Source organism: Candidatus Nitrosotenuis uzonensis (assembly GCF_000723185.1).
GTDB classification, from domain to species: domain Archaea; phylum Thermoproteota; class Nitrososphaeria; order Nitrososphaerales; family Nitrosopumilaceae; genus Nitrosotenuis; species Nitrosotenuis uzonensis.
This window is the reverse complement of record NZ_CBTY010000008.1, coordinates 363,365-388,206: the sequence shown is the minus strand read 5'-3', so window position 1 is coordinate 388,206 and position 24,842 is coordinate 363,365. Positions and strand designations below refer to the sequence as shown.

Genomic DNA, 24,842 nt, shown 5'->3' with positions numbered 1-24,842 from the left:
TTACTATGTTTGTGTATGTTTGGGCAAAACAAACGCGGTTTGGGTTACATGCAAATTGGCATACTTCCTCCGTGCTTTTGCTTGTACTCTTGGATTAATCTACCAGCCTCTTGCTTATAGTCGGCAGTTTTAGCATACTTGAAGCGTTTTGCATTGCATGTACATTCTTTTAATGCAAGCTCAGATACACTCCCTTTTATGTTGGACGAGCCTCCTATGTACAATATCTTCATTGCAGCATGCATCATGTATACTCCACTTGATTCTGGCATTACAGATATCTGCTCTTGGCTAAAGTCTAGCCAATCGGACCATGCAAGCTCCGTGGACATGATGTGTGTCAGACTATACTCTTTAAATTTTTAGAGGCTATAGTAGGCTCTTTAGACCAACGCACCTATTTCTGATGGTGACCTCTGTAACGCCGGCTGCAACGGAGATGTCCTTCTGAGAGCGGATCTCGCCGTTTGATATACATGCAAGGTATAGTGCAGCTGCTGCAAGCCCCATTGGGTCCTTTCCTGCAACCATGCCGATTTTTTTTGCCTTGTTGAGTATCTCGATTGCCTTTCTTTTGGTCTTCTCGCTTAGGTTTGCCATGCTAGCTATTCTAGATATGCCCTTTGTAGGATCGGCAACAGGCATTTTCAGATCGAGCTCCTTGTAGATTAGTCTGTAGCATCTTGCCACATCCTTTCTTCTTATGTTGATGCTCTCTGCCACATCATCTAGTGTCCTTGGTGTTTCGGTATTCCTGCATGCCGCATAAAGGCATGCTGCTATGAGGCCGTGTATTGATCTGCCACGAACTAGCTTTTTTTCCATTGCCTTTCTGTAAATGTATGCAGCCTTTTCCACTACAGATTCTGCAAGCGCCATCTTGTCTTTCATCTTGTTTAATTCGTTAAGTGCTTGTCGTAGATTTCGGTCTGCAGAAGAATGCGCTTGTGTGCGGCTGTCCCATGTTCGAAGTCGCTCAATTGAGCTTTTCATTGAAGCTGAGAGCGGCTTGCCTGTAGCATCTTTGTCTGCTGATCCTATTACTGTAGACAAACCCATATCGTGCATTGTAAGCGACGTTCCAGCTCCTACTCTGCTCCTGTCGGACTCATCGTTTGAAAATGAGCGCCATTCGGGTCCAGCTTCCTCCAATTTCTCAACTGCCACGTAGCCACAAGTTCTGCAGAACATCTCGCCAGAGTTGATATCGGTTTGCATAGAGTTTTTGCCACAAGATGGGCATCTGTGAGTAGACATCGACATCATCTTATATAATGCGTTTTTTGCTTATTATGGATTTTTCCAACTTTAACTGATTATTTGTGTGTAGGTTAAGCTAATACACATTCTAGATTTTTAGAATAAAAATAAAAAAGAGCAAATTAGTGTTTTTTCTGATATTTGGAGTGTGCTTTGAGCTTTTCTGCAAGCTCTTGGAAGATCTGATTTACGCTGACATCCACAAGATTTATCGTTGCATTGTCCTTTATGATCTGTTTTTCAAACTTTTCTTTTACTGCAAACATGACTGATGACCAGTGCAGTACACCTTTCATTTTTTCATCAATCACAGAGTTGGTATCGGGAAAATTAAATGACTGAAAGACAATGCCGTTAACCCAGTTGATTGTTGGGATTACCCCGCCCGCAGTCTTGCTACTAAATGCAATCTGCGTTGCCCAGTCATCAAAATTGTATTCGATTATCTCGTGTATGATGAGCTTCTTCCATGGTTCTATTATGATTTCCACGTCGCTTACATTCAAAGTGGCGTTATTATATAATTTTCAAATTCGAGACGTTATCTACAGGGTATTAGATGATTGTCTGTCTATTTTAGACAAACAATATCTCATATTTTATTCGTGGAACGTGATTATGGGGATATGAATCAGCACGAAATAATCGAGGCGCTGGCTTTTTTTGGTCTTGAAGATGTAGATTCCAAAGTATACATGGGACTACTTCAAACGGGCCCGGTGTCAGTTGGAACCCTATCTGCAAAACTGGATATTGACAGAGGCAAGACATACAGGGCCCTGAACAGGCTACGAAACATGGGCGTGGTGGCAACCACATTTTCAAACCCGACACTTTGCTCTGCAATACCGCCGACCGAAGCACTAAAGACAATAGTTGAGAGAAAACAAGATGAGATAACCACGATGAAGAATCTCTCACAGAAAATCGTAGAGGACATCAGTGTCATCACCAAAGAGACTGATATCCAAGAAATCTCCTCATTTGTCATAATTCAGGGAAGATCGAACATATACTCGAGAATAAGTAAGCTTTTGCAAAAAGCTACCGGAATCGTGTATATTGTGACAACAACTGAAGATTTGATGAGGATGTATCACACGAGCATTCCAGAGAGAATTCAACTATTGAAAAAAGAAGGAGTACAAGTCAGAATTTTAACGGAGGCATCTACTGACAAGGAGTTATCATTCGTTCATCGACTTGATCCGACCGAAATTAGGGTGGGTAAGCTACCCTCAAAAAGCAGAATGGTTGTGGAGGAAAGCAGGCAATTGATAATGTCTGGTGCGCTCAACACATCAATGGATTTGAATGATGAAGGCGACTCTGTAATGCATACGAATTCACTTGAGATGGTCAGCAACATGTTCAGCCTTTGCACACTGTTGTGGAACAAATCAAAACCGGCAGAGGTTTTGGTGGCGCCAAGAACTAAAAGGGTAAAAAGCCAATGATGGGTTACAAATCAATACACTGTGAAAGGTTGAAGCAAAAGGAGGAGGTTCCACAAATGCGACTAGCATTACAACGCAAAAGGAAGGCAGATCTTGTCAACGATCTTGTCGATCCCATCTGTGTGATTTCCAATGCCAACGATCTATTGTATGACAAGCTGGGTAGGTTTTTGGATGCTCAGACTCTAGAATACTTTGAGATGATTCGTCGCGCAGCTGCAAAATCAAAGATGCTGGTAGAAGAGCTAAGAAGTGAAGGCAATCCGGACAGGTAGCCGGAGCCGCATTTTTCTATTTTTGCACTCGATCGACAAGTTAACAATACCCTAAATGAAATCATACTGTGATCTGGTTTGATTGGGCTTGGGAACAACCTTAACGAGTTAAGACTGCGAATCCAGAAGATTAGGGAGGATCTTGAAAAGATAGAGCATCCAGGTGAGCCTTTGCCAGAGGTCATCAACATGACTAACGTGCTAAGGCTGAACGAATACCTGACTAGGACTGATACTGCAAAGTCCGAGCTTATCTATTGCTATGAGCAGTATTTGCAACAATTAGAGCAGATAGTCTCCTCTCTGTTATCAATTCAGTCTGATCTGAGGGATATAATCAGAACTGAAGCATCACTTCTTGACAATGGTCCAAAGCGTAAAAAAGGTGGCAAGCCTTCCAAAAAAAAGCAAAAAAACTAGTATGAAATATCTCCTGCTGAAATCCTGGCATAGCCAGTCCTTTGCTTTAGCACCAAACTTCCATCATGGTCTATTCTAACTGCCCGTCCTGTGGCAGTACCAGTAGTACCGGATACTGTTACGTTCTTGCCTATGGTGGATGATCTTTTCGTCCACTGTGTTATGATTAACTGGCTTTTGCCATCTGCAAGAAGTCTGAGTATTCTTTCCAGCTCTTCAAGAAATGACTGTACAAGTCTTGCCGGTTTTTGTTTGTAGTTTTTTACAAGTGTTCCAACACCGTAATAGTTTGCTTTTGTTCTTATCTTTTTTTCAATTTCTGCGGGGTTGACATTATAGTTGATTCCTATTCCGAGAACTATATTGTCTATTTTACTTGATTCTATTGACGCATCGATGATTATGCCTGCAATCTTTTTGCCATTGAGGGTTATATCATTGGGCCATTTTAACTCGGTCTTTAGTGCAAGTGTTTTTTCAATTGCATTTGCAAGTGCAACTGCAGCTGCAATTGGAACAAGTGTTATTTTTGAGACATCGATGTCGGGGCAGAGAACTATCGACATCCAAATTCCGCCTTTTGGTGAAATCCACTTCCTGCCAAGCCGTCCCTTTCCTGATGTTTGCGATTCGGCGATTACAACTGATCCGGAATCTGTCTTGGCAAGACGCATGGCAAAATTTTGAGTCGAGTCAACAGAATCAAAGTAATAGATTTTTCTACCTAATGTCTTTGTTTTTAGGCTCTCGGCTATCTCCCATGGCAAGACCTTGTCCGTTGTCTCCACAAGTCTGTATCCTAGATTTTGTTTTGACTCTATCTTGTAGCCAAGGCTTTGAATTTTTTTTATGTGTTTCCAAATTGCAACTCTGCTGATTCTGAGAACTTCACTGAGATCCTCACCTGAGAGGTATTCTAGCTTGTGAGCTTTGAGAAACTGTAGAACCTTTACGAGGCCGGCATTCTCATCTAAAGTGTAAAGCAACTATTCTGCCTAGTTTGTTCAGTGATTTAAAATTTCAACGAGTTAAAAGCCGATGTCGATGTCGTAGCCGCCAGTATCTCCTACGCCTGCATCCCCGCCCATATCGCCTCCGGCATCACCAGGCTGGTTCTCGGCGCCAGGAGGAACCTGGTCTGCAGGAACATAATCATGCATTGACGCACCTATCATCGAAAACATCATTGAGAACATCATCATATTCATTATTCCAAAGAACATCATCATTGCAAAGTCCGATTTGTTACTACCCATGAACTCTTCAAGCTTCTTTTTATCGCCTAGCTTGTATAGCTGCACCATCTGGTTCCATTTTTGTTCCATTTCGTGTATTCTCTGTTGCAGCTCGTTGTCTCCTTTTTCGGTTACATGCAATTCTATCTTTTCGCCTCCAAGGAATCCTTTTTTCTTCTCCACCCGTATGAGGCCGCGCTCTTCAAGCTTTTCAAGTATTTTGTTTAGCTCTTCTGGCTCTATGCCTGTCTTGTCCCTTATCTTACCGAATTTCTTTGCTCCTCTTTTGATCGCACCAAGAACTATGATGTCTTTTGGTTCTTCTTCCATGGTTGATGTTCTGGATTTTTCCTATAAAGAACTTTCCAATGAAGTGCTGGACTCCAAAGAAATTATATCACTTGCAAGCAGATACAATATGATGGAAAAAGATCCACACTCTGATGATGAAATACGCAGTATATTGTCACTAAAGAACGTAGCAGTGGTGGGAATGTCAAAAAACGAAGAAAAGGCTGCAAACTATGTTCCAAAATACCTGCTTGAGAACGGCTACAACATCGTACCTGTGAATCCCACCGCAGACAGCATACTTGAAAGAAAGTGCTATCCAAGTCTGCAAGAAGTGCCTGAGCAGATTGACATTGTGGATGTCTTTAGGCCCTCAGATCAAGTCCTACCGGTAATCCAGGAGGCAATAAAGAAAAAACCCAAGGTAATCTGGCTGCAAGAAGGAATACACAATGAGGAAGCAGAAAACCTTGCAAAAAGTGCCGGAATAAAGGTAGTCTTTAACAGGTGCATGCTAGCTGAGCATCAGCGGTTGTTCTAATGGCAAGTTTTGATGATTTTTTTAAATCTCTTCAAGATCTAGTGGATTCATATTCTAGGCAGGGTGTGATGCTCAAAGTCGACTCTTATGTTGACGGAGGGATCATCAGAATTTTTGGAGAGAACTCAAGCTCTATATCAAGAGCCAAAAGCGGGCTTGAGGATGTAGTAGAGCTTGCATACACTACTGCGGAACACCATCCGTACTGGAATCTGCTGTATCATGCATGTCAGATTTCAAAGACTGTTCTTGACAAGTGGGATGATACTCTCACACAAGAAGATATTGGTGAAATCTCCTGGTCAATTGATGAGCTGAAAAACACCTCTGATAAAATTCGCCAAAGACCTGATAACGACCACGTCCACTAGAGTCAGAGATAAATAGCTAAATTCGCAATTGTACATGTGCCAATAAAGATAGGAATTATCGGCAAGACCAATACTGGAAAAACCACGTTTTTCAATTCAGCCACACTGTCTTCATCTGAAATCTCAACGTATCCGTTTACGACAAAAAAACCAGAATCTGCTACAGCTAATGCAATCACACTTTGTGTTCATCCGGAATTTAATGTAGTTGACAACCCAAAGAATTCAAAATGCATAGACGGTTGGAGGTATATACCAATAGAGCTTATCGACCTTCCAGGCCTGATAAAAGACGCATGGCAGGGAAAGGGGCTTGGCAACCAATTTCTTTCTGTTGCTGCCCAGTCGGACGCATTACTACACGTAGTTGATGTTTCTGGTGGAATAGATTCATCTGGTAAAATTGCCGAGACGGGTGCGGGGGATCCGATATCTGATTTTGCAGATATTGAAGAAGAACTGATAATGTGGTACCTGAAAATATTGGAAGGAAACCGTGACAAGGTATCAAAAACCATTGCGTCAGGAACTGACAAGGTTGTCGCAATAGCAGACCTGTACAGAGGAATAGGTGTGAATAACTATCATGTAAAGGAGGCACTGCAGGCAGCTAATATTGAAGATAAAGACTTTGATGCTATTGACTTTAAGGAAAGCAAAAAATTTGCCTCAATACTACGCAAGATATCAAAACCCACACTCATTGTGGCAAACAAGATAGATGTGGAGGGTGCTGACAAGAACTTTGCGCGTCTGCGAGAACGCTTCATAGACATGATAGTTGTGCCCGCAAGCGCAGACAGCGAGCTATCATTAAGGCGGGCAGAGCAGAAAGGACTGATCAAGTACTCCCCAGGTTCTGAGCAGTTTGAGATAATAAAACCAGATGAGCTGAGCGGCAAGCAAAAAAATGCGCTTGATTTTATCACAAAAGAGATAATGGGTGAGTACATGAGAACAGGCGTCCAGTTTGCAATCAATGTGACAGTGTTTAAGCTCCTAAAGATGAACACAGTATACCCTGTGGCCGACGAGGAAAGACTCTCTGATAAGAAAGGCAACGTGCTGCCTGATCTTATGTTGCTCAAGGACGGTGCAACCGTTGCCGATCTTGCAAAGGAAGTTCACACGGATCTGATAAAGGGACTTCTCTATGCAAAGGACATTCGATACAACCTCAGGCTGCCGACTACATACCAGCTGAGGGACAGAGACGTCATATCTCTTGTAAGCGCATCAAAAAAGACGCACTAGGAGTCTGCTCTTATCTTTTCTTTTTTCATCCAGATTGTTTTGTTCTTATGATCAAGCAGGACTATGTTCATTTGTGAGATCTGCTCACGCATCTTGTCTGCTTCTTGGTATTGTTTTTGTGCCCGCAAAATATCGCGCTCTTTTATCATGTTAGTTATTTTCTGTTTTTCTTCCTCTGTTACTTTCTGGACTTGTAGGCCAAGGATTCCAAGCATTCTTTCAAATTCAGGAAGTATTACTAATGCTGTCTGTTTTGTCATTGTCTCTGCTGCGGCAATTCTGTTTATCCCTTTGACCATCTTGAAAAATGCGTTTATGGCAAGCGGTGTATTAAAGTCTGATTCTAGGGCATCGTCAAATTCTCTTCTGGATTCTGCTGCAAGCATCGATACTTCGTCCGCGGCAGGCAACGTATCATCTGCCATGATCATCTCATAGTAGGCGGTTTCGACTTGACGCCACTTTATTAGGTTCTCCCTGAGCAGCTCCTCAGAATAGTCTATTGCCTTGGAGTAGTGGCCGGAAAGACAGAACAGTCTGATCACATTGGGGCCCCAGCCATCAAGAACATGTCTGACTGACTTTATGTTGCCAAGCGACTTTGACATTTTCTCGCCATTTATTGTCACCATCCCTACATGCATCCACAACTTGGCAAGTGGTTTTTTTGTGAATGCCTCTGTCTGTGCAATTTCGTTTTCATGATGAGGAAAGATAAGATCACGTCCGCCTCCATGAATCTCGAATTCTTCACCCAGATATTTGAGGCTCATTGCAGAGCATTCAATATGCCAGCCGGGCCTGCCGCTTCCCCACGGACTTGGCCAGCTCGGCTCAGTGTCTGAAAACTTCCATAACGCAAAGTCTAGCGGATCATTTTTTGTTTCATCGATTTCTATTCTTGCTCCTGAAATGAGATCCTCTGTCTTCTTTTTTGACAGTTTGCCGTACTCTGGAAACTTTGCTACACTATAGTATACACCATTTCTTGATACATAGGCAAATCCTGCATTGATCAGATTTTTGATGAGCTCTATCATTTCAGGTATGTGTTCTGTTGCCTTTGGGTGAACCGTGGCGCGCTTTATGTTTAGCCTATCGAAATCCTCAAAATAATGGTCGATATAGCGCCTGCTTATCTCAAGTGGGTGAACGTTTTCTGCTGTTGCCCGCTTGATTATCTTATCATCAACATCGGTAAAGTTTTGAACAAAGTTCACCATCTTTCCTTTTGATTCGAGGTATCGGCGCAAAGTGTCAAATATGATGATGGTGCGTGCATGTCCGATGTGCGATTCATCGTAGACAGTGACACCGCAAAGATATATTCTGATGTTATCTCCATTTACCGGTTCCTCGCTTGCTCTTAGTGTATCAAAAATTCTCAATTCAATTACCTCAGAGCCTTGGTGGCATTATTCTCTTATGTTCGCTTTTTTTATACAATTGATAGATTTTTTCGATTTTGTCTTTGTCCATTACTGCAGCCTCTGCCGCTCTCTCAACTGTCATTGCTTTGTCTACGATACAGTAGAGTGCTATGTCTATTTCCTCATATGAGATGCCGATTTCTTCTTCGGCAAGGTGCCCGTGCCAGAGGTGAGGGCTACTTTTTTTGGAAATGATAGTGTCCTTGACTCCGAGGTAACGCGCAAGCTCACGTATCTGAGTCTTGTATAATGATGCAATAGGCAATATGTCTGCACTGCCGTCGCCGAATTTGGTAAAGTATCCTATCATCTGCTCTGATCTGTCGCTGGAGCCTATCACAAGATAGTTTCTCAAATTTGCATAATAGTATAGAATGCTTGCACGTATTCTTGCCCGGAGGTTGCCAAGGGCTTTTTCTTCCGGCTCTAAAATATTTGCAAACTGGGCATGAATTAGATTGATGTCGATGAGTTTGTATTCGAGTTTTAGCGAATCAACTATTTCCAGTGCGTCCTCGGTTTCTTCTTTTGGCGATATTTTGCTGTCCGGCATGATCAGAGCCAGAGTCTTGTCATGAAATGATTTTGCGCAAATGTGTGCAATCACAGCAGAATCTATTCCACCGCTCAAGCCAAAGACAAGACCTCGTGCATTTGACTTTTTAATGTGGTTGGCAAGGAATGCTGTTATTGAGTTCTGAATCGCTTCATAGTCTTGTTTTTTTATCTGGTTAAGGATCTCCTGGTTCACTGGTTTTGGTTTGACGTGTGAATTAAAAATTGTATTGACTAGATATCAACGTATATGCCGTCATTTCTTGCCTCGACTTTGTATGTCTGCAGTTTGACGCCTTTTAGATAGTCCAAAAGCTCGCCAGTCCTTATGTTGTAATGCCAAAAGTGTAGTGGACACTCTACTATGTCCCCATCAAGTTTGCCTGGGGCAATGGAGCCGTCCTGATGTACGCAGAGTGCATCAAGGCAGTGATAGCCATTCTGGTTGAATACTGCTATTTTCTTCCCATTGACGGCAAACTCTTTTGACTTGCCGGCTGGAATCTCGCCTTTTTCTGCTACTTTCTGCCATGTCATGCACTGCATTTTTTCCTGCCAGATATTTAGTTTGTTTTTTGCATATGAGAAGATTTTTTAGTGCATATTTTTTTGAACGAATGTTGAGCAAGGTAAAAGACGAGAGTCTGGCAGATCAGGGCAGAACGTCATACGAGTGGGCAAGAAGTCACATGCCTATTTTGGATAACACGATCAAACGACTGAAAAACTCTCAACCGTTCAAAGGAATAACTTTGGGATTTTGTCTGCATATAACAAAAGAGACATCAGTGCTTTTGATGGGCGCAAAAGAACTAGGCGCAAATGTTGCGGCCTGCGCTGGAAACCCTCTTACTACACAAGATGACATTGCTGCATTTCTTGCATCGGAGGGAATCCATACGTACGCATGGAATGATGAGACAAACGAGGAATACGACTGGTGCATAGAGCAGGTACTAAACCACCGGCCGTTAGTTGTCACTGACGATGGCGCTGACATGAACGTAAAGCTACACTTTGATAAAAAATACAAGAGTATGAAAATTCTCGGTTCAACTGAGGAGACAACAGCTGGAGTGAACCGAATTAAGGCAATCGAGAAGAAAGGAAAGTTGAGGTACCCGGTGATAGTTGTAAACGAAGCTTACACAAAACACATGTTTGATAATAGATATGGCACTGGCCAGAGCACAATAGATGGCCTGTTGCGCGCAATGAATCTACTGTTTGCATCAAAACGAGTGGTAGTCGCAGGATATGGATGGGTAGGCAAAGGAGTTGCAGCACGAAGTCACGGAATGGGCTCGAAGGTAATTGTCACGGAGACTGATCCAGTAAAGGCACTTGAAGCACACATGGATGGATTTGATGTGATGCCAATGTCTGAGGCTGCAAAAATAGGCGATATATTTATCACGTGCACTGGAATGCGCGATATAATAAGAAAGGAGCACATCCTAAAAATGAAAGATGGGGCAATAATGGGAAATGTGGGGCATTTCGATGTGGAAATTGACAGCGACTTTTTACTAAACAAATCAAAATCAGTTCGTGAGGTGAGGCCCAACCTTGATGAATGTGTGTTGCAGAATGGCAACAAAGTCTACCTTGTGGGAAAGGGCAGACTGGCCAACCTTGTTGCAGCTGAAGGACATCCGCCGGAAGTGATGGCGTTATCTTTTTCAAACCAGATTCTCTCCATATTGTACATACTGAAAAATCACAAAAAGATAGGCAAAAAAGTAATCAGGGTCCCAGAGGAAATAGACAAACAGGTTGCAGTAGATGCACTTGGTGCAATGGGCGTTAAAATTGATACGCTATCAAAAAAACAAGTTGCGTATCGTGAAAACTGGTAAACTAATTAAGATGCGCTCACAAGCTTTTACATATTGAGGAAAAAAGCAATCGTAACTAGCGCGTTACCGTATGCAAACGGCGAGATTCATCTTGGCCATGTTGCATCGACATATCTTCCTGCGGACGTTACTACAAGGTTTCTCAAGTCAACTGGAGTTGAGGCGTACTATATCTGCGCATCAGATGATTTTGGCACGCCTATTCTAATTCAGGCAGAAAAGGAAAAAAAGAGCACGCAGGAATATGTGGCATACTGGAATAAGCGAGATTACGAGGATTTTTCTACGTTTGACATTTGCTTTGATTTTTTTTACCGTACAAGCTCACCTGAGAACATTGAGTTTGTAAGATATGTTTTTGAAAAGCTTCGAAATAATGGTCACATTTACGAATCCGAGATAATTCAATTTTACTGCAAAAATGACAAAAAGTTCCTACCTGACAGATACGTGGTAGGTACCTGTCCATACTGCAAGGCACCTGACCAGTATTCTGATCTGTGTGAAAAGTGTGGCCGCGTTCCTGAGGAAATTGAGAATCCAAAATGTGCAATATGTGGGCAGTCCCCTGTAAAGGAAAAGACAACGCATTATTTTTTTAAGCTGAAAAACTTTGGGGACAAGCTCACAAAATGGCTTGATGAGAACGAAAACCTGCAAAAGGATGTAAAAAAATATGTTCAGAACTGGATATCATCGGGGCTTGTAGATTGGGATATCACAAGGGACATTCCGTGGGGCGTCCCGATTCCAGGAGATGAATCAAAGGTGTTCTACGGCTGGTTTGACAATCATCTTGCATACATATCAACTGCGGTCAAGTTCTTAAATGAGAGGGGAATTAACGGAAAAGAATTTTGGAACTCGGCTGACATTTACCATTTTATCGGTAAGGATATCGTATACCACCATTATCTATTCCTGCCTGCCATGAGGCTTGGAATAGACGAAGAGTACAAGCTTCCGGATTTTATCCCGACGCGAGGCCACCTGACCTTACAGTCAAAGAAAATATCCAAGAGCCGCAACTGGTACATCGGATTAAAGGACTTTCTTAGCTACTATCCTGCAGACTATTTGAGATACTATCTTGTCTCTATCAATCCATATTCTCAGGATGATCTGAATTTTGATTGGGATGATTTTGCGACCAGGATTAATTCTGAGCTTATTGCAAACCTTGGGAATTTGGTGAACCGCGCACTGGGATTCACACAAAAGACTTTCTCCGGCATGATTCCAGCACCTGACGTGTATGATGAAAAGGATAAGGAGGCTGAATCAAAAATCAAGGGTCTTGCCTCTGAGATAACCCCACTAATGGAGCAGAATCATCTTGACAGGGCGCTCAAGAAGATAATGGAGTTTTCAATTTATTTTAACCAGTATTTCCAGCACAAGGAACCTTGGAAGAAAGGACTTGGGACGAACACGTGTGTATTTCTGTCGGTAAACGCAGTACGTTCGATATCGGTTGCACTATATCCGTTTTTGCCCCAGTCGGCACAAAAGATCTGGACCCAACTTGGCATGCAGGGCAAAGTTTCGGATGTAAAATGGGAACAGATGTCAGAAATTTCAATACGACCGGATCACAAGCTGGGGCAGATAGCTCCGTTGTTTGCAAGAGTGGAAGATGAGGACATCAAAAAGCACAAAGAAAAGCTCGGCTCAAAGTAGGATACCTCGCATATCGACACGCGGGTACTATGATTTGAGGACAGGTGTGACGCTGAAAAAAGGCAATTATGTCCTATATCCTTCAAAGTTTTTTGAGAATTTGCGGCAAAAAGAATTCACAATAATGGTTCATGGTATGCGAAATGACACTTTTGGTGCGCTTGCAAAGTTCAAGATTGCAAAGACGCGCCTTGCTCATCTTGGGTATGGCTATCCTGTGGTGGGATTTAGCTATGACTCTAATGTGTATGGAGCGCATCTCAAGTCATATGAGATGAAAGCGGTGAAAACGGCTAAAATCATAGCGGAAAAAAACGGTAAGAATCTGGCAAAATTTATTCTTGATTTTAAAAGAAAATCGCCTCAGACTCGAATCCGTCTCATGGGGCACTCGCTTGGCTCTGATGTAATATTGCATGCATTACGACGTCTTGCAGGAAATCCAGGCATGGTGGAAAGTGTTTATTTTTTTGGCAGCTCAATACCGGCTGCTTATTTGAGTCAGAAAAAATATGGTAAAATCTTGCAAAAGGTGGTAAGAAAAAAAATTGTCAATTATTACAGCTTGCAAGACAACGTGCTGGAACACGCATACAAGATTGGTTCTATAGAGTCGCCGCTTGGATATTGCGGTTATTCTGGCAGGACAATTACAAAATACACTCAAAGAAAGGTTCAACCAAAAAGTCACAGGTTTGCAAGCTATGTCGAAGTTCTTGATGGATATCCATAAGTTATCTGAATAGTCTGACTATCGCAATTATCGCAACACTAATGGCTGCAGCAATAATTAAGATTATCGGGACTAACTGCTCCATGCAATAAGATTGTCTTTCTGATAGTAATTGTTTTCCAAACAGTATATTATTGACTAATTTTTTATCTGAATTCGTTGGTAAAATCGGTAAACTTTGTAGTCCTCGGGGATCAATCAATTGCAGCTCAGTTTGGAAAGAAGGGAACTGTCACGGACATGACAATGTATGACAAAAAAGAATCTGACGTGATAAGAACGTACACTATCCCAAACGGCTTTCCAGAAAAAATCCAGCCGCTTTTGCAAACAATAAACCTTGCCGAATATGTGATATTCCATATTACCAAGCTTGACAAGTTTGTAGGAGAACAGATTGTGGCCCTTGACAGCCTAAAAAAGAAAGAGGGGGTACTTTCCCATAGCTACGATGTGGACGAAAACCTGCTTGCCACAATGATAAAAAACACAGTTCTTGCAGATTATCTCAAAGTGGAGCCTGAGAAGATAAAGGAGACTACTGACAAACTGGAACAAATATCGCAGCAAGGTGGCAGCAGAGTCGTAATTGATCATTGTTTTGATGTAAAGGGAGTAGGCACTGTAATCCTAGGCAAAGTTGCAAGGGGCAAGATAAAACAATATGATAATCTAAAACTAATGCCAGCAGGAGTTGACGTTCTAATAAAGTCGATTCAAATGCACGATGATCCGGTTGAAGAGGCAGAATCACCTGCGCGCGTTGGCCTTGCAGTAAAGGGCGTAAATCCTGATCAGGTGGGACGTGGCGACATACTGTGTGCGCCATCAGATGAGCAGGTTAGCACCGAACTTGAAATCGACTTTGTAAAAAACCCCTTCTACAAAGGGGATATTACTCCAAATCAAATGTGCCTTGTGAATATAGGGCTGCAGATAAAACCTGCAAAGTTTTCCTCAATCTCACCGTTAAAACTAACTCTTGACAAGCCGGCCGTATTCAACAAAGGCGATATTTGTGTGGTGCTCAAGCCAGAATCACAAACCATAAGAATACTCGGTAGCGGCCAGATAAAATAACACAGCACTGTTAATTAGACACATCTTGTCTTCACAGTCATGAAAGGGCTAAGGGCCTGCCCAATTTGTCCTGATTGCGGCTCAAAAAAGTTCCAAAGGCTGGAAGGCAACACTGTGAGAGTTCGTTGCCTCTCATGTAACAAGATATTGCAAATCTGACTTATGGTTTTTATTCTCTCTTAATTTACAGCACTCATGGCAAAGACATGGAAGGACAACGAAATCAGCCTTGATCCTATTAAGAACCAGACCATATCTGTAATTGGATATGGAATTCAGGGTGATGCCCAAGCAAATAACCTCAAAGATTCCGGCCTGAAGGTAATAGTTGGCCTAAGGGAGGGCAGCCCGACGTGGGAGAAAGCCAAAAAAGATGGCCACACAGTCATGTCTGTTGCCGAGGCGACAAAACAAGGCGATATAATACACGTACTGATTCCAGACATGATTCAGGCCAAGGTGTACAGGGAGGAAATAGGACCAAACCTCTCAAAAGGAAAGGCATTGTCATTTTCACATGCGGCAGCGATTCACTGGGGCTGGATTCCAGCACCGCAGGACGTTGATATCATCATGGTGGCACCAAAAGGACCAGGCTCCAAAGTAAGAGAGACATACCTTGAAGGATTTGGCACGCCATCAATAGTTGCAGTATATCAAGACAAAACAGGAACTGCATGGGACAGAACGCTCGGTCTTGCAAAGGGAATAGGCTCTGCTAGGGCAGGACTGATACAGACCACGTTCAAAGAAGAGGTTGAAACTGACTGGTTTGGCGAGCAGGCAGACCTTTGCGGCGGATGTGCGTCTATGGTGGTAAACTCTTTTGAAACACTAGTTGAGGCAGGATATCAACCGGAGATTGCATATTTTGAAGTCCTTCATGAGCTGAAGCTGATTGTTGATATGATACAACGTTACGGCATAAATGGCATGTGGAGGCGCGTTTCAGAGACTGCAAGATATGGAGGACTTACACGAGGGCCTATGGTGATGGACAAAGATGTAAAGGCCAAAATGAAAAAAGTACTTCAAATGATTCAAGACGGAACGTTCAATGAAGAATGGATATCCGAATACCAAAAGAACGGCAAGAACGCCTTTGACAGATACATGAAGCAGCTCGAGCAGCACCAAATTGAACAAGTCGGCAAGAAGATGCGTCAGATGATGTGGCCGGACTCTAAGGAATAGCTAAATTTTTCTCAGCTTTGCAACGCCGGAATTGATGTGGTCTATAATTGCAGGAAGCGGCGATCCTGGCCCAAAAACCTTGGAGATTCCTGATTTCTCAAGACCTTTTTTGTCCTCTTCGGGTATGACGCCGCCGCCTACCACTAATACATCCCTGAGCCCTTTTTTCTGAAGTTCTTTTACGACCCTTGGAAATAGCGTGTTATGTGCGCCATTAAGAAGGCTCAGTGCTACAGCATCTACGTCTTCATCCTCGGCAATCTGAGCTACGCGCTCTGGCGTGGCAAAAAGCCCTGAATAAATTACTTCCATTCCTGCATCTCTAAAAGCTCGGCACAATACGAGTGCCCCCCTATCGTGGCCATCCAGCCCGAGTTTTGCAACTAGAATCTTAACGCGCCTTGATGCAAGCTTTTGTGCCATGATGTTGAGTTGATCGCATGGATTTTAAAACTTAATGATTTTGCAGTATTTTGCCGAGTTTGTCAAGCTCGTACAGTATCTGGTCACGCATGCGTTCAAGTTCCAAAATCCTCTCCTTGAGCGAATCAAGCGCTACACGTTCATGGGAAAATAGCGATTTTTCAAATCTGATCTTATCTTGCTTACCTGTCCATTCATCCAATGTCATGTTAGATTGTGGAGGGCAAATCGATAAAACCGATCTCCTGTGCTTGCAGCTGATCAAAAGCTAGCGCTTCATTGATCGATGGGATTTCTCAGGTAATATACATAAAGGCAACAAATTCTCCAAAACGCGTGCATCTAAAACCTGTAAATTATACTCTGAGATTTGAGCCAATTTTTAGCAACTTTACATTCCTTGCAAGTGAGGTACTTGATGCGTACGTCAAAAAGCCGACAAACACGATACGCCTTGATGCGGCAGAGCTTTTGATAAAAAAATGCAGCGTGATGTATGGGGAAAATACAATAAACGCCAAGACAAAACTCGATAAAAAAACCGAATCGCTGACAATACACCTTCCAAAGAAGATAAGCGGCAGGGTTAAGATACTAATCGAGTTTTCCGGAATTCTCAACGACCGGCTGGTCGGATTCTACCGCAGCAAGTACTTGGACAAATCAGGCAAGATAAAGTATCTTGCTACCACCCAGTTTGAGGCAGCCGATGCGCGCAGAGCATTTCCATGCGTAGATGAGCCTGAAGCCAAAGCCACATTTGATATCACAATAATTGCAGAAAAGCATCATACTGCAATATCGAATATGAATCTGGTCTCAAAAAGGCAGATGGGCTCCAAAATCGAATACAAGTTTGCTCGCACGCCTATCATGTCTACATATCTTCTATACCTTGGAGTAGGCGAGTTTGAATTTCTGACATCAAAACAAGGCAAAGTACAATATCGAATAGTCACTACCAAGGGAAACAGCAAGAAAGGCAGATTCGCACTAGATTTGTGTAAAAGGCTCGTGGCGTCCTACGAGAAATACTTTGGAATAAAGTATCCACTACCAAAGCTTGATCTTATTGCAGTGCCTGATTTCGCATCTGGGGCCATGGAAAACTGGGGCGCAATAACATTCCGTGAGACAATACTGCTGTATGATCCCAAGACATCGTCGACACAGACAAAACAGTTCATTGCAGAAGTAGTCTCACACGAGCTTGCTCATCAGTGGTTTGGCAATTTGGTCACAATGAAGTGGTGGAATGACCTGTGGCTCAATGAATCGTTTGCAACATTTATGGCAACAAAGTTCGTTGACAGGTTCTATCCTAAGTGGAAGTTGTGGGACCAATTCCTTGAAGATACGATGAACACAGCTATGGGACTTGATGCATTACATTCATCACATCCTATAGATGTCAAGGTCAAGCTTCCATCAGAAATCAGAGAGATTTTTGATGCTATATCATATGATAAAGGAGGATGTGTCCTGCGAATGCTTGAGCATTATGTGGGAGAGGATAAATTCCGTCAGGGTCTGCGGGCATATTTAAAAAAATACTCTTACCAAAACGCAAAGGGCGATGACCTCTGGAACGAAATAGGAAAGGCTGCAAGAATGCCTGTCAGGGCAATGGTAAATTCCTGGATTGGGCAGGTCGGTTTCCCACTAGTTGAGGTACAAACCAAAAATTCAACATTAATTCTGAGCCAGAAAAGATTCGTACTTGAGAAAAAAGGTAAGCAGAATGGATTGTGGTACATACCAGTCTCAATTAAAAGCGGCAAAAAAACAATAACCAAACTTGTAACAAAGCGGCAGGAGTATCTCAGATTCAATGCGAATGACATTGTGGTAAATTCGGGACGCCCTGGATTTTACCGCGTAAAATACTCACAGGATCTTTTGTATAATCTAAAATCAATGATCGTGGCAAAAGAAATCTCTCATGTGGACAGATGGGCTGCCCAGAACGACCTATTTGCCCTGTGCGTTTCTGGCGATGAGCAATCACAGACATACCTGGAATTTGCGGATGCATACGAAAACGAGGATGATTACATTGCAATCTCAAACGTTGCGAGCAACCTATTTTCATTATATCTGAGAACAATTGATGAGCCTTTCTCATACATGATAAAAAACATCGCACACGAGTTCTTCAAAAAAGTGTTCTATCGGCTTGGTTGGGATGCAAAAAAGAACGAACCGCATACTAACGCCCTACTCAGAGCGCAGGTAATTGGGGCTCTGGGCAGACTGGATGATGAAGAGATAATCGATGAGGCAAACAAAAGATTTGTCAAGTACATGAAAGATTCATCATCACTTAATCCTGACATACAGGGTACGGTATTTTCAATTGCTGCATGGAATGGAGATTCACGAACTTATGCAAAGCTACTTGCACTTTATAGGAAGGCAAAATCGCAGGAGGAAAAAATGAGGTTTCTTTCTGCAATGTGTAGTTTCAAGGATCCAAAACTCTTACTCAGGACGCTTAAATTCTCCCAGACAGATGAGGTACGCTCTCAGAACATGCACCTGCCTGTAGTTCAGACGGCGGCAAACTATTATGGCAAAAACATACTCTGGCCCTGGCTGAAGCAGAACTGGAAGCGTATACGGGTCAAAGTTGGGGCAGGCAGCCCATTACTTAACAGGATAATTGCTAGTATTTCCGCAGTTGCTACAGACAAGATGGAGCAAGAAATAAGGTCATTTTTCAGGTCAAACCCAACTCCGGGAACAGAAAGGACGCTGGAGCAGACACTTGAACGTATTAGAATAAACAACGCATTCCTTAACAGGATGAGACGCGAGTACGCTTGAACAAAAAACTAATCCTTGCCGCGGTGGCCACAATATTTGCGTTCGGTATTGGGTTATCAGTGGTTCAGAATGTTCACGTATCTGAAAAGTACTCTCAGATATTTCACGTCGATGCCTTGTTTGATCCTGAAAAAAAATCCGTGCAGATAACATTTGACGATACGACAAAAAAGACAAAACGTGTGACACTGGAAATTCTTGGAATGGAGTCAAGCTTCCAGAGAATATTTGAATCGTCAAGCTTTACTACCTATGTTCCATTTGGCTCGGCGCCGCAGTACGGGTGGCGTTCGATGCCAGTAACATTTGTGGCAGAGCATGAAGAGCTAGGAAAGATTGGAATTAAGATCGATATTCATAACGTGGGTGAGCCTCGCGGCAGTATAATATTCAGCCAGCTTGACTAGAGCACAACAAGAATTTATTTAAGCAAAATTGAGAATATGTGGTTGGATCTTTTATCCGAATTAAAAAAAGGAAAACGCGGTGCAATTGCCAAGGCAATATCGATCATAGAAAATGATGAAAAAAAAGCCAGACAGATTGTAAAAAAAATTTTCAAGAGCTCTGGCAAGTCCACGGTAATAGGAATTACAGGGCCTGCAGGAGCTGGCAAAAGCTCACTGATAAACAAGACCTCAATTGCGCTCAAAAAGCTCGGTTACAAGGCAGCGGTTCTTGCGGTGGACCCGACAAGCCATCTCACAGGAGGAGCAATTCTTGGCGACCGTGTACGCATGACAGAGTCGACTGATTCTGGACTGTATATTAGGAGCATAGCGTCGCGAGGAGCTACTGGCGCAATATCGCGCTCAATTAGGAACAGCATCAGGGTGCTAGAGTATGCAGGATTTGATCCAATAATAATTGAGAGCGTTGGTGCGGGGCAGACTGAAGTAGAAATATCCAACATTGCAGATATCACGGTGGTTGTGTTCAATCCACATACTGGAGATAATATTCAGACAATAAAGGCTGGCATCACTGAGATCGGAGACATCTATGTTGTAAACAAGGCAGACCTTGACGGTGCATCCCAGCTGTTCGAATCAGTAAAAGAATTCATTGGTATGACTGAGAGAAATCCTATAATTCTAAAGACCTCGACTATAAAGAATCAGGGAATTGTTGAGTTTGCAAAAAAGCTTAAAGATCTGATGGAAAAAACGAAAAAATCTCAAAAAGAAAGGGAACAAAAAAGACTGGAAACCGAGCTAAAAGATATTGTTATAAATAATGTAAAGACAAGAGTCGATCAGCTCTTGGAATCTGATAAAAACTATGCAAAATATCTTACAAGACTACAGGCAAAAGAACTGGACCCATTTGAAGCGGCAGATAAAATAACAGCATCGGTCATAAAGTGATATCATGGCACAAACAGAAAAACAGAAACCAAAAGAAATTCTCACAGATTCAAACTTTCCAGTAAATAGGGTATACCATCAATCTGCCAAAAAAAGACCAAAGGAGGAACCTGGCAAGTACCCGTTCACGCGGGGTATACATGCAGACATGTACCGGGAGAGATTCTGGACGATGCGACAGTATTCTGGATTTGGGGATGCAAAGCAGACAAACGAACGATTCAAGTTCATGCTGGAAAAGGGGCAGACAGGACTTTCAATGGCCTTTGATCTCCCAACCCAGATTGGTCATGACCCAGATGCACCTCAGGCAGAAGGCGAGGTTGGCAAAGTCGGCGTTTCAATAGCCTCACTTAAAGACATGCTTACTGCGTTTGACGGAATCCCGCTTGGTAAAGTGAGTACATCGATGACAATTAATTCTACAGCATCTACACTTTTGGCATACTATATCGCAGTTGGCGAATCACAGGGATTCAAAAGTGTGGATCTGAGGGGTACAACACAAAATGATATCCTCAAAGAATATATCGCAAGAAACACGTACATTTACCCACCGCAACCGTCAATGAGATTAATTGGCGATATGATTGCATACTGTGCAAAGCATGTCCCTCAATGGTATCCAATATCAATTTCAGGATATCATATGAGGGAGGCAGGCTCCACTGCAACACAAGAAGTAGCGTTTACCATAGCAAACGCAATCGCGTACATTGAGACCTGTCTTGAACGAGGACTGAAAATTGATGACTTTGCACCGCGACTCTCGTTTTTCTTTTGCTGCACGATCGAGTTTTTCGAGGAGATAGCCAAGTTTAGAGTTGCACGCAAAGTATACGCAAAAATTCTCAAGGAGAGATTCCATGCAAAAGACCCAAAATCAATGCAGCTAAAATTCCATACTCAGACCAGCGGCGAGTCGCTCACTGCCCAACAACCCGATAATAACATAGTACGAGTTGCAATCCAGACGATGGCAGCAGTGTTGGGCGGTACCCAATCACTTCACACCAACTCGAGAGACGAAGCACTTGCGTTGCCTACTGCCGAATCCGCAAAGATCGCGCTGAGAACACAGCAGATTGTGGCGCATGAGAGTGGAATCACAAAGACGGTGGATCCGATGGCAGGCTCTTACTACCTAGAGTATCTGTGTGATGAAATTGAGGATGGCGTATGGAAATATCTCAAGCAAATAGAAAGAATGGGAGGTGCGCTCAAGGCAATAGAGAAAGGGTTTTTCCAGTCTGAAATAAGACAGAATGCATATCGCCTCAAAAAAGAGGTTGATTCTGGCGAGCGTGTGCTAGTCGGCGTAAACAAATTCTCAGATGAGGCAGAATCAAAGCAGGAATTATTACGAATAGATGACTCTGTAGGGGAAAAGCAGCGAAAGGCAATAAAAAAGCTCAGGGCAGAGCGTGACGGAAAAAAGGTCGAGCACGCATTATCAAAATTAATGAGCGCAGCAGAAAAATCAGACAATTTGATGCCGTTTATCCTTGATTCGGTAAAACTGTATGCAACAACAGGTGAGATAAGCAATACGTTCCGTCAGGTATTCGGAGAGTACAGGCCAAAAGAGGTATTTTAGATGAAAATAGATCACATTGCAATAGCAGTAAACAATGTAGAGGAAGCAGCAAAAAAATACCAGCAGGCGCTCGGCATTGAGAAGGTGATATTTGAAACTGTGGAAACTGAAGGCGTCAGGCTGGCAATACTAAAGCTTGAAAACGGAAGAATTGAGCTTATGGAACCAACACGTGATGACAGTCCGATAAAAAAATTCCTTGAGAAAAAAGGAGAGGGATTACATCACATGGCGCTTGCCACAGAAGACATAGAAGGAGAATACAAAAGAATGGAAGGTAATGGAGTTCAATTTCTAGGAAAAATAAGAGATGGCTCTGAAGGAACAAAAATTACATTCATACATCCAAAATCTCTTAGTGGCGTACTTGCAGAGATATGCTCGCATCCAAAATAGCAAAGCTATTTTCTTTTGATGAAGGAAAACCATCTTCGCTTGGGTTTTGAATTATTTTCATCCCTGTCTTTACTCATATTCACTAATGGAATTGTTTTTTTATATTGTGTGTGGTTTATTTATCAAATGTACCATTCTGTTAATATCTAAAGTTGTGTATTCGTGGAGTGCGGGAGGAGCCCAGCACTCTCATTTCCTACTCCCGTGTTTTTTCCAATTAGGAAAAACAAACAATATTCAAAGAATGCAAGAAAGCAGTATGACAGCCGCACCATAGGCACTGCTTTCCCGCACGCTCTATATTGGTGTGTTTGCTAATAATCAATCTGGTTGATTAGCTAAATCTACTAGTGAATCTGTTACTAGTTTTAATCAATACTGCAAAGAGTGCTGATACTAATACTAGTATGGCAAGCGTGCCGAATTCAGGCACTACTTTGGATCCTACGATGGTCAACGTGCGTGTATTTTCAGGCAGATTCATTTTTAATGTGTAATAATCTGAAGTCGAACTTATGATGTCATAGTCTATCTGTTTCTGCGGCGAAGCAGATGCAAATACAACAAAGTTGTCATCAATTGCATCAATTAATGTACGGGGTATTCTTAGAGTTAACTCGCCTCCTGCCACATATTCTAGTAAGAGTGTGACTGACTTTGACTCTTCATTTACTTCCAAACCTATTATAGCGCCTGCCATTTCATATTTTATTGGAAAGTCCATATTGTTGTATGTGAGCACTTTGGTTCCGCCGTTAAATTTTATTTCAAATCCGGTATCTCGTATGGTGGAAGTATGAGCATCATGTACATCATGAATGTCGTGGTCAGCACCTTCGCTCAAATTTGCAAACCATGGGATGATTTTTCCTGTTAAACCCTTTATCATCACTGATTGGTTGAGATTGTAATCCTTGTCATCCACTGCAACTCTGAAGAATGTTTCCTTTGGATGTAATGGTACTTCGAAAACATACTTTTTCATATTTTGCTGGAAAAGTCCAGTCAGAAATGGCTGGTCCTTTGCAAGATTTGCTGATCTGATACCTCCCTCTCTTGAGTAAATTAACACCTGAAGGTCATCTGCCCTGCCAGTCGTTCCTACAATTATGCGTGCAATTGCTTTTGACAGATCATATTCGATTTCAAAAATGTTTAATTGTTGAGTTATGATGTGGTACCCACTGTGCCCATCATGCCCTTCTCCGTGAGCGTGACTTCCATGCCCACTATGACTAGAATGTTCAGAGTGGCTTTCTGAGTGGGAACTATGGGAGCTATGATCGGTATCTTGATGGGAGTGTCCGGCAGATCCGGTTCCGACCAAGTATGATGAAAAATGCTCTACTGTAGAGCTATATGCACAAGTATGTGATGTATCGCCACTTGGGTTTCGTACTGGGCTTGGGGTTACCTCGTGCCAGTGACCTGACTCTAAGAGATAAAGCACCACTCCTGTAGGACACGACGTTCCGTCCTTTTCCACATTAAAGTGAATTGTGGGGTTGTTAGAAAATACATCGGGATCGCCAAAATCCACATCTCCGGTCTCTTGAAATTCTAAAAATAATGCGACATTTCCTGACGGTATTGGAACACCTGTTGGATTTGCGGTATCGACTTTGGCTACAATGCCAACGTTGGTACCTTGAGTGTTCATTGGAAGATCGATTGCCTTGATGAAGTGATGTGCTGTACCTTGGTCTACATTGTCCATTCTAAGCACTATGTTCAAGCCAGGCGAAACTTCATCTATTATTGGAGAAATTATGAATTTGCCTCCTCCAGCAACTGGCGCAACGAATACTGGGGGTATAAATCCGGTGTTGTCTGATAACCCAATCCCAGTTGGAGCCGAGTACGTAGGTATCCCAAGTGTGCCAATTAGCGTACTTGGACTGGCGTTTCCGGACATACTGGATGTGAATATGACTGGAATGGGAGGGGTGGTCGTGATTTTTTGACTTGTGGTGATTTGCATTGCGGGGGGTAAATCGTTTGCAGATGAGATTGGAACGCCGTTTATCTTTGCGCCACCGGTACTGAACTTGCCCAATATAGTGCTGTTAACGGGTGGAGGTGCTATTGTCGTCGTACTTGTAGTAAAATTAACATATGTTTGTGTAATGTATGAAAAACCAGTCGTCCCAAGTATGTCATCTGATGCCTCTGGATATGGTGCCATACCAAATCCGGGACTTCCCTTTATCTGCCATATACTATAGGTTCCATTATTGACTCCTTTAAGCTCGATTATTCCAAACGTTGGATCGCTATCAAATTGGTCGTTATCTGACACGACAAAGTTGAACCATGTGTTAAGATCTAGATAGTCTGTAGAGTTTGTTGTATGGGAGTATGGGTTTGGCATTATAAGAAATGCGGCATTGCCCGCAAGAAATGGATTGGCTTCTGTCTGAAAATTAAAAATCGTGAGTATTTGCGTATTTGTATTGTTAAGACACCCCTCGCAATTTTTTATTATTGTTTCAGCATCTGCAAATAGCATACCTGACGATGTTAATATTATCGTAAATCCAACTAGAACAATGGCACTAATCATAATAGGTGTGTACTCTGCCTTTTCCTTCAATACAA

The 24,842-nt window shown here is 42.5% G+C and carries 27 protein-coding genes; 16 read left to right on the top strand and 11 right to left on the bottom strand.

Annotated elements, in window-relative coordinates; translation table 11 throughout:
* Positions 1 to 44: 44 nt before the first annotated feature.
* The 3 genes from NITUZ_RS04810 to NITUZ_RS04800 all read right to left on the bottom strand — a co-directional run bounded on the left by NITUZ_RS04810 (position 45) and on the right by NITUZ_RS04800 (position 1,751).
* On the bottom strand, positions 45 to 332 hold the full coding sequence (locus NITUZ_RS04810) for a hypothetical protein (RefSeq protein WP_052370078.1): 288 nt from the start codon (positions 330 to 332) through the stop codon (positions 45 to 47).
* 37 nt (positions 333 to 369) lie between these two features.
* Positions 370 to 1,257 carry a transcription initiation factor IIB gene (locus NITUZ_RS04805; RefSeq protein ID WP_239654938.1) on the bottom strand — a complete coding sequence of 296 codons (888 nt, stop codon included), beginning with the start codon at positions 1,255 to 1,257 and terminating at the stop codon, positions 370 to 372.
* A 125-nt stretch (positions 1,258 to 1,382) separates the two neighbouring features.
* Positions 1,383 to 1,751: a hypothetical protein gene (locus tag NITUZ_RS04800; RefSeq protein ID WP_048196113.1), complete on the bottom strand. Its 369-nt coding sequence runs from the start codon at positions 1,749 to 1,751 to the stop codon at positions 1,383 to 1,385.
* Between the two features lie 135 nt (positions 1,752 to 1,886).
* Here NITUZ_RS04800 and NITUZ_RS04795 point away from each other — a divergent pair, with 135 nt between their 5' ends.
* From NITUZ_RS04795 to NITUZ_RS04785, 3 genes are all read left to right on the top strand, one after another.
* Positions 1,887 to 2,717, top strand: a complete 831-nt coding sequence (locus NITUZ_RS04795; RefSeq protein WP_048195846.1) for a TrmB family transcriptional regulator — start codon at positions 1,887 to 1,889, stop codon at positions 2,715 to 2,717.
* A 29-nt stretch (positions 2,718 to 2,746) separates the two neighbouring features.
* Positions 2,747 to 2,992: a hypothetical protein gene (locus tag NITUZ_RS04790; RefSeq protein ID WP_155991361.1), complete on the top strand. Its 246-nt coding sequence runs from the start codon at positions 2,747 to 2,749 to the stop codon at positions 2,990 to 2,992.
* Between the two features lie 78 nt (positions 2,993 to 3,070).
* Positions 3,071 to 3,412, top strand: coding sequence for a hypothetical protein (locus tag NITUZ_RS04785; RefSeq protein WP_048195842.1), 342 nt, complete (start codon positions 3,071 to 3,073; stop codon positions 3,410 to 3,412).
* On the opposite strand, the gene NITUZ_RS04780 is transcribed toward NITUZ_RS04785, so the two are convergent.
* Positions 3,409 to 4,398 (bottom strand): biotin--[acetyl-CoA-carboxylase] ligase, encoded by a 990-nt coding sequence (locus tag NITUZ_RS04780; protein ID WP_048195840.1) that lies wholly within the window; start codon positions 4,396 to 4,398, stop codon positions 3,409 to 3,411. The two genes, NITUZ_RS04785 and NITUZ_RS04780, sit on opposite strands and share 4 nt — an antisense overlap.
* Positions 4,399 to 4,440: 42 nt before the next feature.
* The gene (locus NITUZ_RS04775) at positions 4,441 to 4,977 is read right to left on the bottom strand and encodes a MarR family winged helix-turn-helix transcriptional regulator (protein WP_048195838.1); all 537 of its coding nucleotides are present in this window, start codon (positions 4,975 to 4,977) and stop codon (positions 4,441 to 4,443) included.
* A gap of 91 nt (positions 4,978 to 5,068) precedes the next feature.
* Between NITUZ_RS04775 and NITUZ_RS04770 the strand changes: the two genes are divergently transcribed.
* The 3 genes from NITUZ_RS04770 to NITUZ_RS04760 are packed head-to-tail and all read left to right on the top strand — an operon-like array spanning position 5,069 to position 7,104.
* Positions 5,069 to 5,479, top strand: a complete 411-nt coding sequence (locus NITUZ_RS04770) for a CoA-binding protein (protein ID WP_048196111.1) — start codon at positions 5,069 to 5,071, stop codon at positions 5,477 to 5,479.
* Positions 5,479 to 5,850: a hypothetical protein gene (locus NITUZ_RS10270; RefSeq protein WP_048195836.1), complete on the top strand. Its 372-nt coding sequence runs from the start codon at positions 5,479 to 5,481 to the stop codon at positions 5,848 to 5,850. Before NITUZ_RS04770 ends, NITUZ_RS10270 begins: the two co-directional genes overlap by 1 nt.
* A gap of 36 nt (positions 5,851 to 5,886) precedes the next feature.
* Positions 5,887 to 7,104: a redox-regulated ATPase YchF gene (locus tag NITUZ_RS04760; RefSeq protein ID WP_048195834.1), complete on the top strand. Its 1,218-nt coding sequence runs from the start codon at positions 5,887 to 5,889 to the stop codon at positions 7,102 to 7,104.
* Here the strand turns inward: NITUZ_RS04760 and cysS are convergent.
* Genes cysS through NITUZ_RS04745 form a run of 3 tightly spaced genes read right to left on the bottom strand, consistent with a single transcriptional unit; the run spans position 7,101 to position 9,626 of the window.
* Positions 7,101 to 8,492, bottom strand: a complete 1,392-nt coding sequence (cysS, locus tag NITUZ_RS04755) for a cysteine--tRNA ligase (RefSeq protein ID WP_048195833.1) — start codon at positions 8,490 to 8,492, stop codon at positions 7,101 to 7,103. The genes NITUZ_RS04760 and cysS overlap by 4 nt on opposite strands.
* A gap of 10 nt (positions 8,493 to 8,502) precedes the next feature.
* Positions 8,503 to 9,285, bottom strand: coding sequence for an NAD+ synthase (locus NITUZ_RS04750; protein WP_048195831.1), 783 nt, complete (start codon positions 9,283 to 9,285; stop codon positions 8,503 to 8,505).
* 38 nt (positions 9,286 to 9,323) lie between these two features.
* Positions 9,324 to 9,626 (bottom strand): Rieske (2Fe-2S) protein, encoded by a 303-nt coding sequence (locus tag NITUZ_RS04745; RefSeq protein ID WP_048195829.1) that lies wholly within the window; start codon positions 9,624 to 9,626, stop codon positions 9,324 to 9,326.
* Positions 9,627 to 9,709: 83 nt separating this feature from the next.
* Here NITUZ_RS04745 and NITUZ_RS04740 point away from each other — a divergent pair, with 83 nt between their 5' ends.
* The 5 genes from NITUZ_RS04740 (at position 9,710) to ilvC (ending at position 15,635) form a co-directional block, all read left to right on the top strand.
* Positions 9,710 to 10,948 carry an adenosylhomocysteinase gene (locus NITUZ_RS04740; RefSeq protein ID WP_048196109.1) on the top strand — a complete coding sequence of 413 codons (1,239 nt, stop codon included), beginning with the start codon at positions 9,710 to 9,712 and terminating at the stop codon, positions 10,946 to 10,948.
* A 33-nt stretch (positions 10,949 to 10,981) separates the two neighbouring features.
* On the top strand, positions 10,982 to 12,628 hold the full coding sequence (metG, locus tag NITUZ_RS04735) for a methionine--tRNA ligase (RefSeq protein WP_048195827.1): 1,647 nt from the start codon (positions 10,982 to 10,984) through the stop codon (positions 12,626 to 12,628).
* Positions 12,585 to 13,361 carry a DUF726 domain-containing protein gene (locus tag NITUZ_RS04730; RefSeq protein ID WP_048195825.1) on the top strand — a complete coding sequence of 259 codons (777 nt, stop codon included), beginning with the start codon at positions 12,585 to 12,587 and terminating at the stop codon, positions 13,359 to 13,361. The genes metG and NITUZ_RS04730 overlap by 44 nt, the downstream gene beginning before the upstream one ends.
* A 159-nt stretch (positions 13,362 to 13,520) precedes the next feature.
* On the top strand, positions 13,521 to 14,441 hold the full coding sequence (locus NITUZ_RS04725; RefSeq protein WP_048195823.1) for an EF-Tu/IF-2/RF-3 family GTPase: 921 nt from the start codon (positions 13,521 to 13,523) through the stop codon (positions 14,439 to 14,441).
* Positions 14,442 to 14,636: 195 nt separating this feature from the next.
* Complete coding sequence (gene ilvC / locus NITUZ_RS04720; RefSeq protein ID WP_048195821.1) at positions 14,637 to 15,635, top strand: ketol-acid reductoisomerase; 999 nt, start codon at positions 14,637 to 14,639, stop codon at positions 15,633 to 15,635.
* On the opposite strand, the gene NITUZ_RS04715 is transcribed toward ilvC, so the two are convergent.
* Positions 15,636 to 16,058 carry a cobalamin B12-binding domain-containing protein gene (locus tag NITUZ_RS04715; RefSeq protein WP_048195815.1) on the bottom strand — a complete coding sequence of 141 codons (423 nt, stop codon included), beginning with the start codon at positions 16,056 to 16,058 and terminating at the stop codon, positions 15,636 to 15,638. It abuts the gene before it with no gap.
* A gap of 31 nt (positions 16,059 to 16,089) precedes the next feature.
* Positions 16,090 to 16,266, bottom strand: coding sequence for a hypothetical protein (locus tag NITUZ_RS09985; RefSeq protein WP_155991358.1), 177 nt, complete (start codon positions 16,264 to 16,266; stop codon positions 16,090 to 16,092).
* 71 nt (positions 16,267 to 16,337) lie between these two features.
* On the opposite strand from NITUZ_RS09985, the gene NITUZ_RS04710 reads away from it, so the two are divergent.
* The 5 genes from NITUZ_RS04710 to mce are packed head-to-tail and all read left to right on the top strand — an operon-like array spanning position 16,338 to position 22,244.
* The gene (locus tag NITUZ_RS04710; protein ID WP_244443813.1) at positions 16,338 to 18,884 is read left to right on the top strand and encodes a M1 family metallopeptidase; all 2,547 of its coding nucleotides are present in this window, start codon (positions 16,338 to 16,340) and stop codon (positions 18,882 to 18,884) included.
* The gene (locus tag NITUZ_RS04705; RefSeq protein WP_052370077.1) at positions 18,881 to 19,291 is read left to right on the top strand and encodes a hypothetical protein; all 411 of its coding nucleotides are present in this window, start codon (positions 18,881 to 18,883) and stop codon (positions 19,289 to 19,291) included. The genes NITUZ_RS04710 and NITUZ_RS04705 overlap by 4 nt, the downstream gene beginning before the upstream one ends.
* A 42-nt stretch (positions 19,292 to 19,333) precedes the next feature.
* On the top strand, positions 19,334 to 20,251 hold the full coding sequence (meaB, locus tag NITUZ_RS04700; protein ID WP_052370076.1) for a methylmalonyl Co-A mutase-associated GTPase MeaB: 918 nt from the start codon (positions 19,334 to 19,336) through the stop codon (positions 20,249 to 20,251).
* A 4-nt stretch (positions 20,252 to 20,255) separates the two neighbouring features.
* Positions 20,256 to 21,848 (top strand): acyl-CoA mutase large subunit family protein, encoded by a 1,593-nt coding sequence (locus NITUZ_RS04695; RefSeq protein WP_048195811.1) that lies wholly within the window; start codon positions 20,256 to 20,258, stop codon positions 21,846 to 21,848.
* A complete protein-coding gene (gene mce, locus NITUZ_RS04690; RefSeq protein ID WP_048195809.1) occupies positions 21,849 to 22,244 on the top strand; it encodes a methylmalonyl-CoA epimerase in 396 nt (131 codons plus the stop codon).
* Between the two features lie 334 nt (positions 22,245 to 22,578).
* Here mce and NITUZ_RS04685 read toward each other — a convergent pair whose 3' ends face one another.
* On the bottom strand, positions 22,579 to 24,837 hold the full coding sequence (locus NITUZ_RS04685) for a hypothetical protein (protein WP_048195807.1): 2,259 nt from the start codon (positions 24,835 to 24,837) through the stop codon (positions 22,579 to 22,581).
* Positions 24,838 to 24,842: the final 5 nt, after the last annotated feature.

What these genes read in the sequence shown, in the direction of transcription:
- NITUZ_RS10270 (WP_048195836.1), top strand. Translation starts at nt 5,479, where the DNA reads ATGGCAAGTTTTGATGATTTTTTTAAATCTCTTCAAGATCTAGTGGAT.
- NITUZ_RS04805 (WP_239654938.1), bottom strand. Translation starts at nt 1,257, where the DNA reads ATGTCTACTCACAGATGCCCATCTTGTGGCAAAAACTCTATGCAAACC.
- NITUZ_RS04730 (WP_048195825.1), top strand. Translation starts at nt 12,585, where the DNA reads ATGAGGACATCAAAAAGCACAAAGAAAAGCTCGGCTCAAAGTAGGATA.
- NITUZ_RS09985 (WP_155991358.1), bottom strand. Translation starts at nt 16,266, where the DNA reads ATGACATTGGATGAATGGACAGGTAAGCAAGATAAGATCAGATTTGAA.
- NITUZ_RS04810 (WP_052370078.1), bottom strand. Translation starts at nt 332, where the DNA reads ATGTCCACGGAGCTTGCATGGTCCGATTGGCTAGACTTTAGCCAAGAG.
- ilvC (WP_048195821.1), top strand. Translation starts at nt 14,637, where the DNA reads ATGGCAAAGACATGGAAGGACAACGAAATCAGCCTTGATCCTATTAAG.
- NITUZ_RS04745 (WP_048195829.1), bottom strand. Translation starts at nt 9,626, where the DNA reads ATGACATGGCAGAAAGTAGCAGAAAAAGGCGAGATTCCAGCCGGCAAG.
- NITUZ_RS04715 (WP_048195815.1), bottom strand. Translation starts at nt 16,058, where the DNA reads ATGGCACAAAAGCTTGCATCAAGGCGCGTTAAGATTCTAGTTGCAAAA.
- NITUZ_RS04795 (WP_048195846.1), top strand. Translation starts at nt 1,887, where the DNA reads ATGAATCAGCACGAAATAATCGAGGCGCTGGCTTTTTTTGGTCTTGAA.
- NITUZ_RS04775 (WP_048195838.1), bottom strand. Translation starts at nt 4,977, where the DNA reads ATGGAAGAAGAACCAAAAGACATCATAGTTCTTGGTGCGATCAAAAGA.
- NITUZ_RS04770 (WP_048196111.1), top strand. Translation starts at nt 5,069, where the DNA reads ATGGAAAAAGATCCACACTCTGATGATGAAATACGCAGTATATTGTCA.
- NITUZ_RS04695 (WP_048195811.1), top strand. Translation starts at nt 20,256, where the DNA reads ATGGCACAAACAGAAAAACAGAAACCAAAAGAAATTCTCACAGATTCA.
- mce (WP_048195809.1), top strand. Translation starts at nt 21,849, where the DNA reads ATGAAAATAGATCACATTGCAATAGCAGTAAACAATGTAGAGGAAGCA.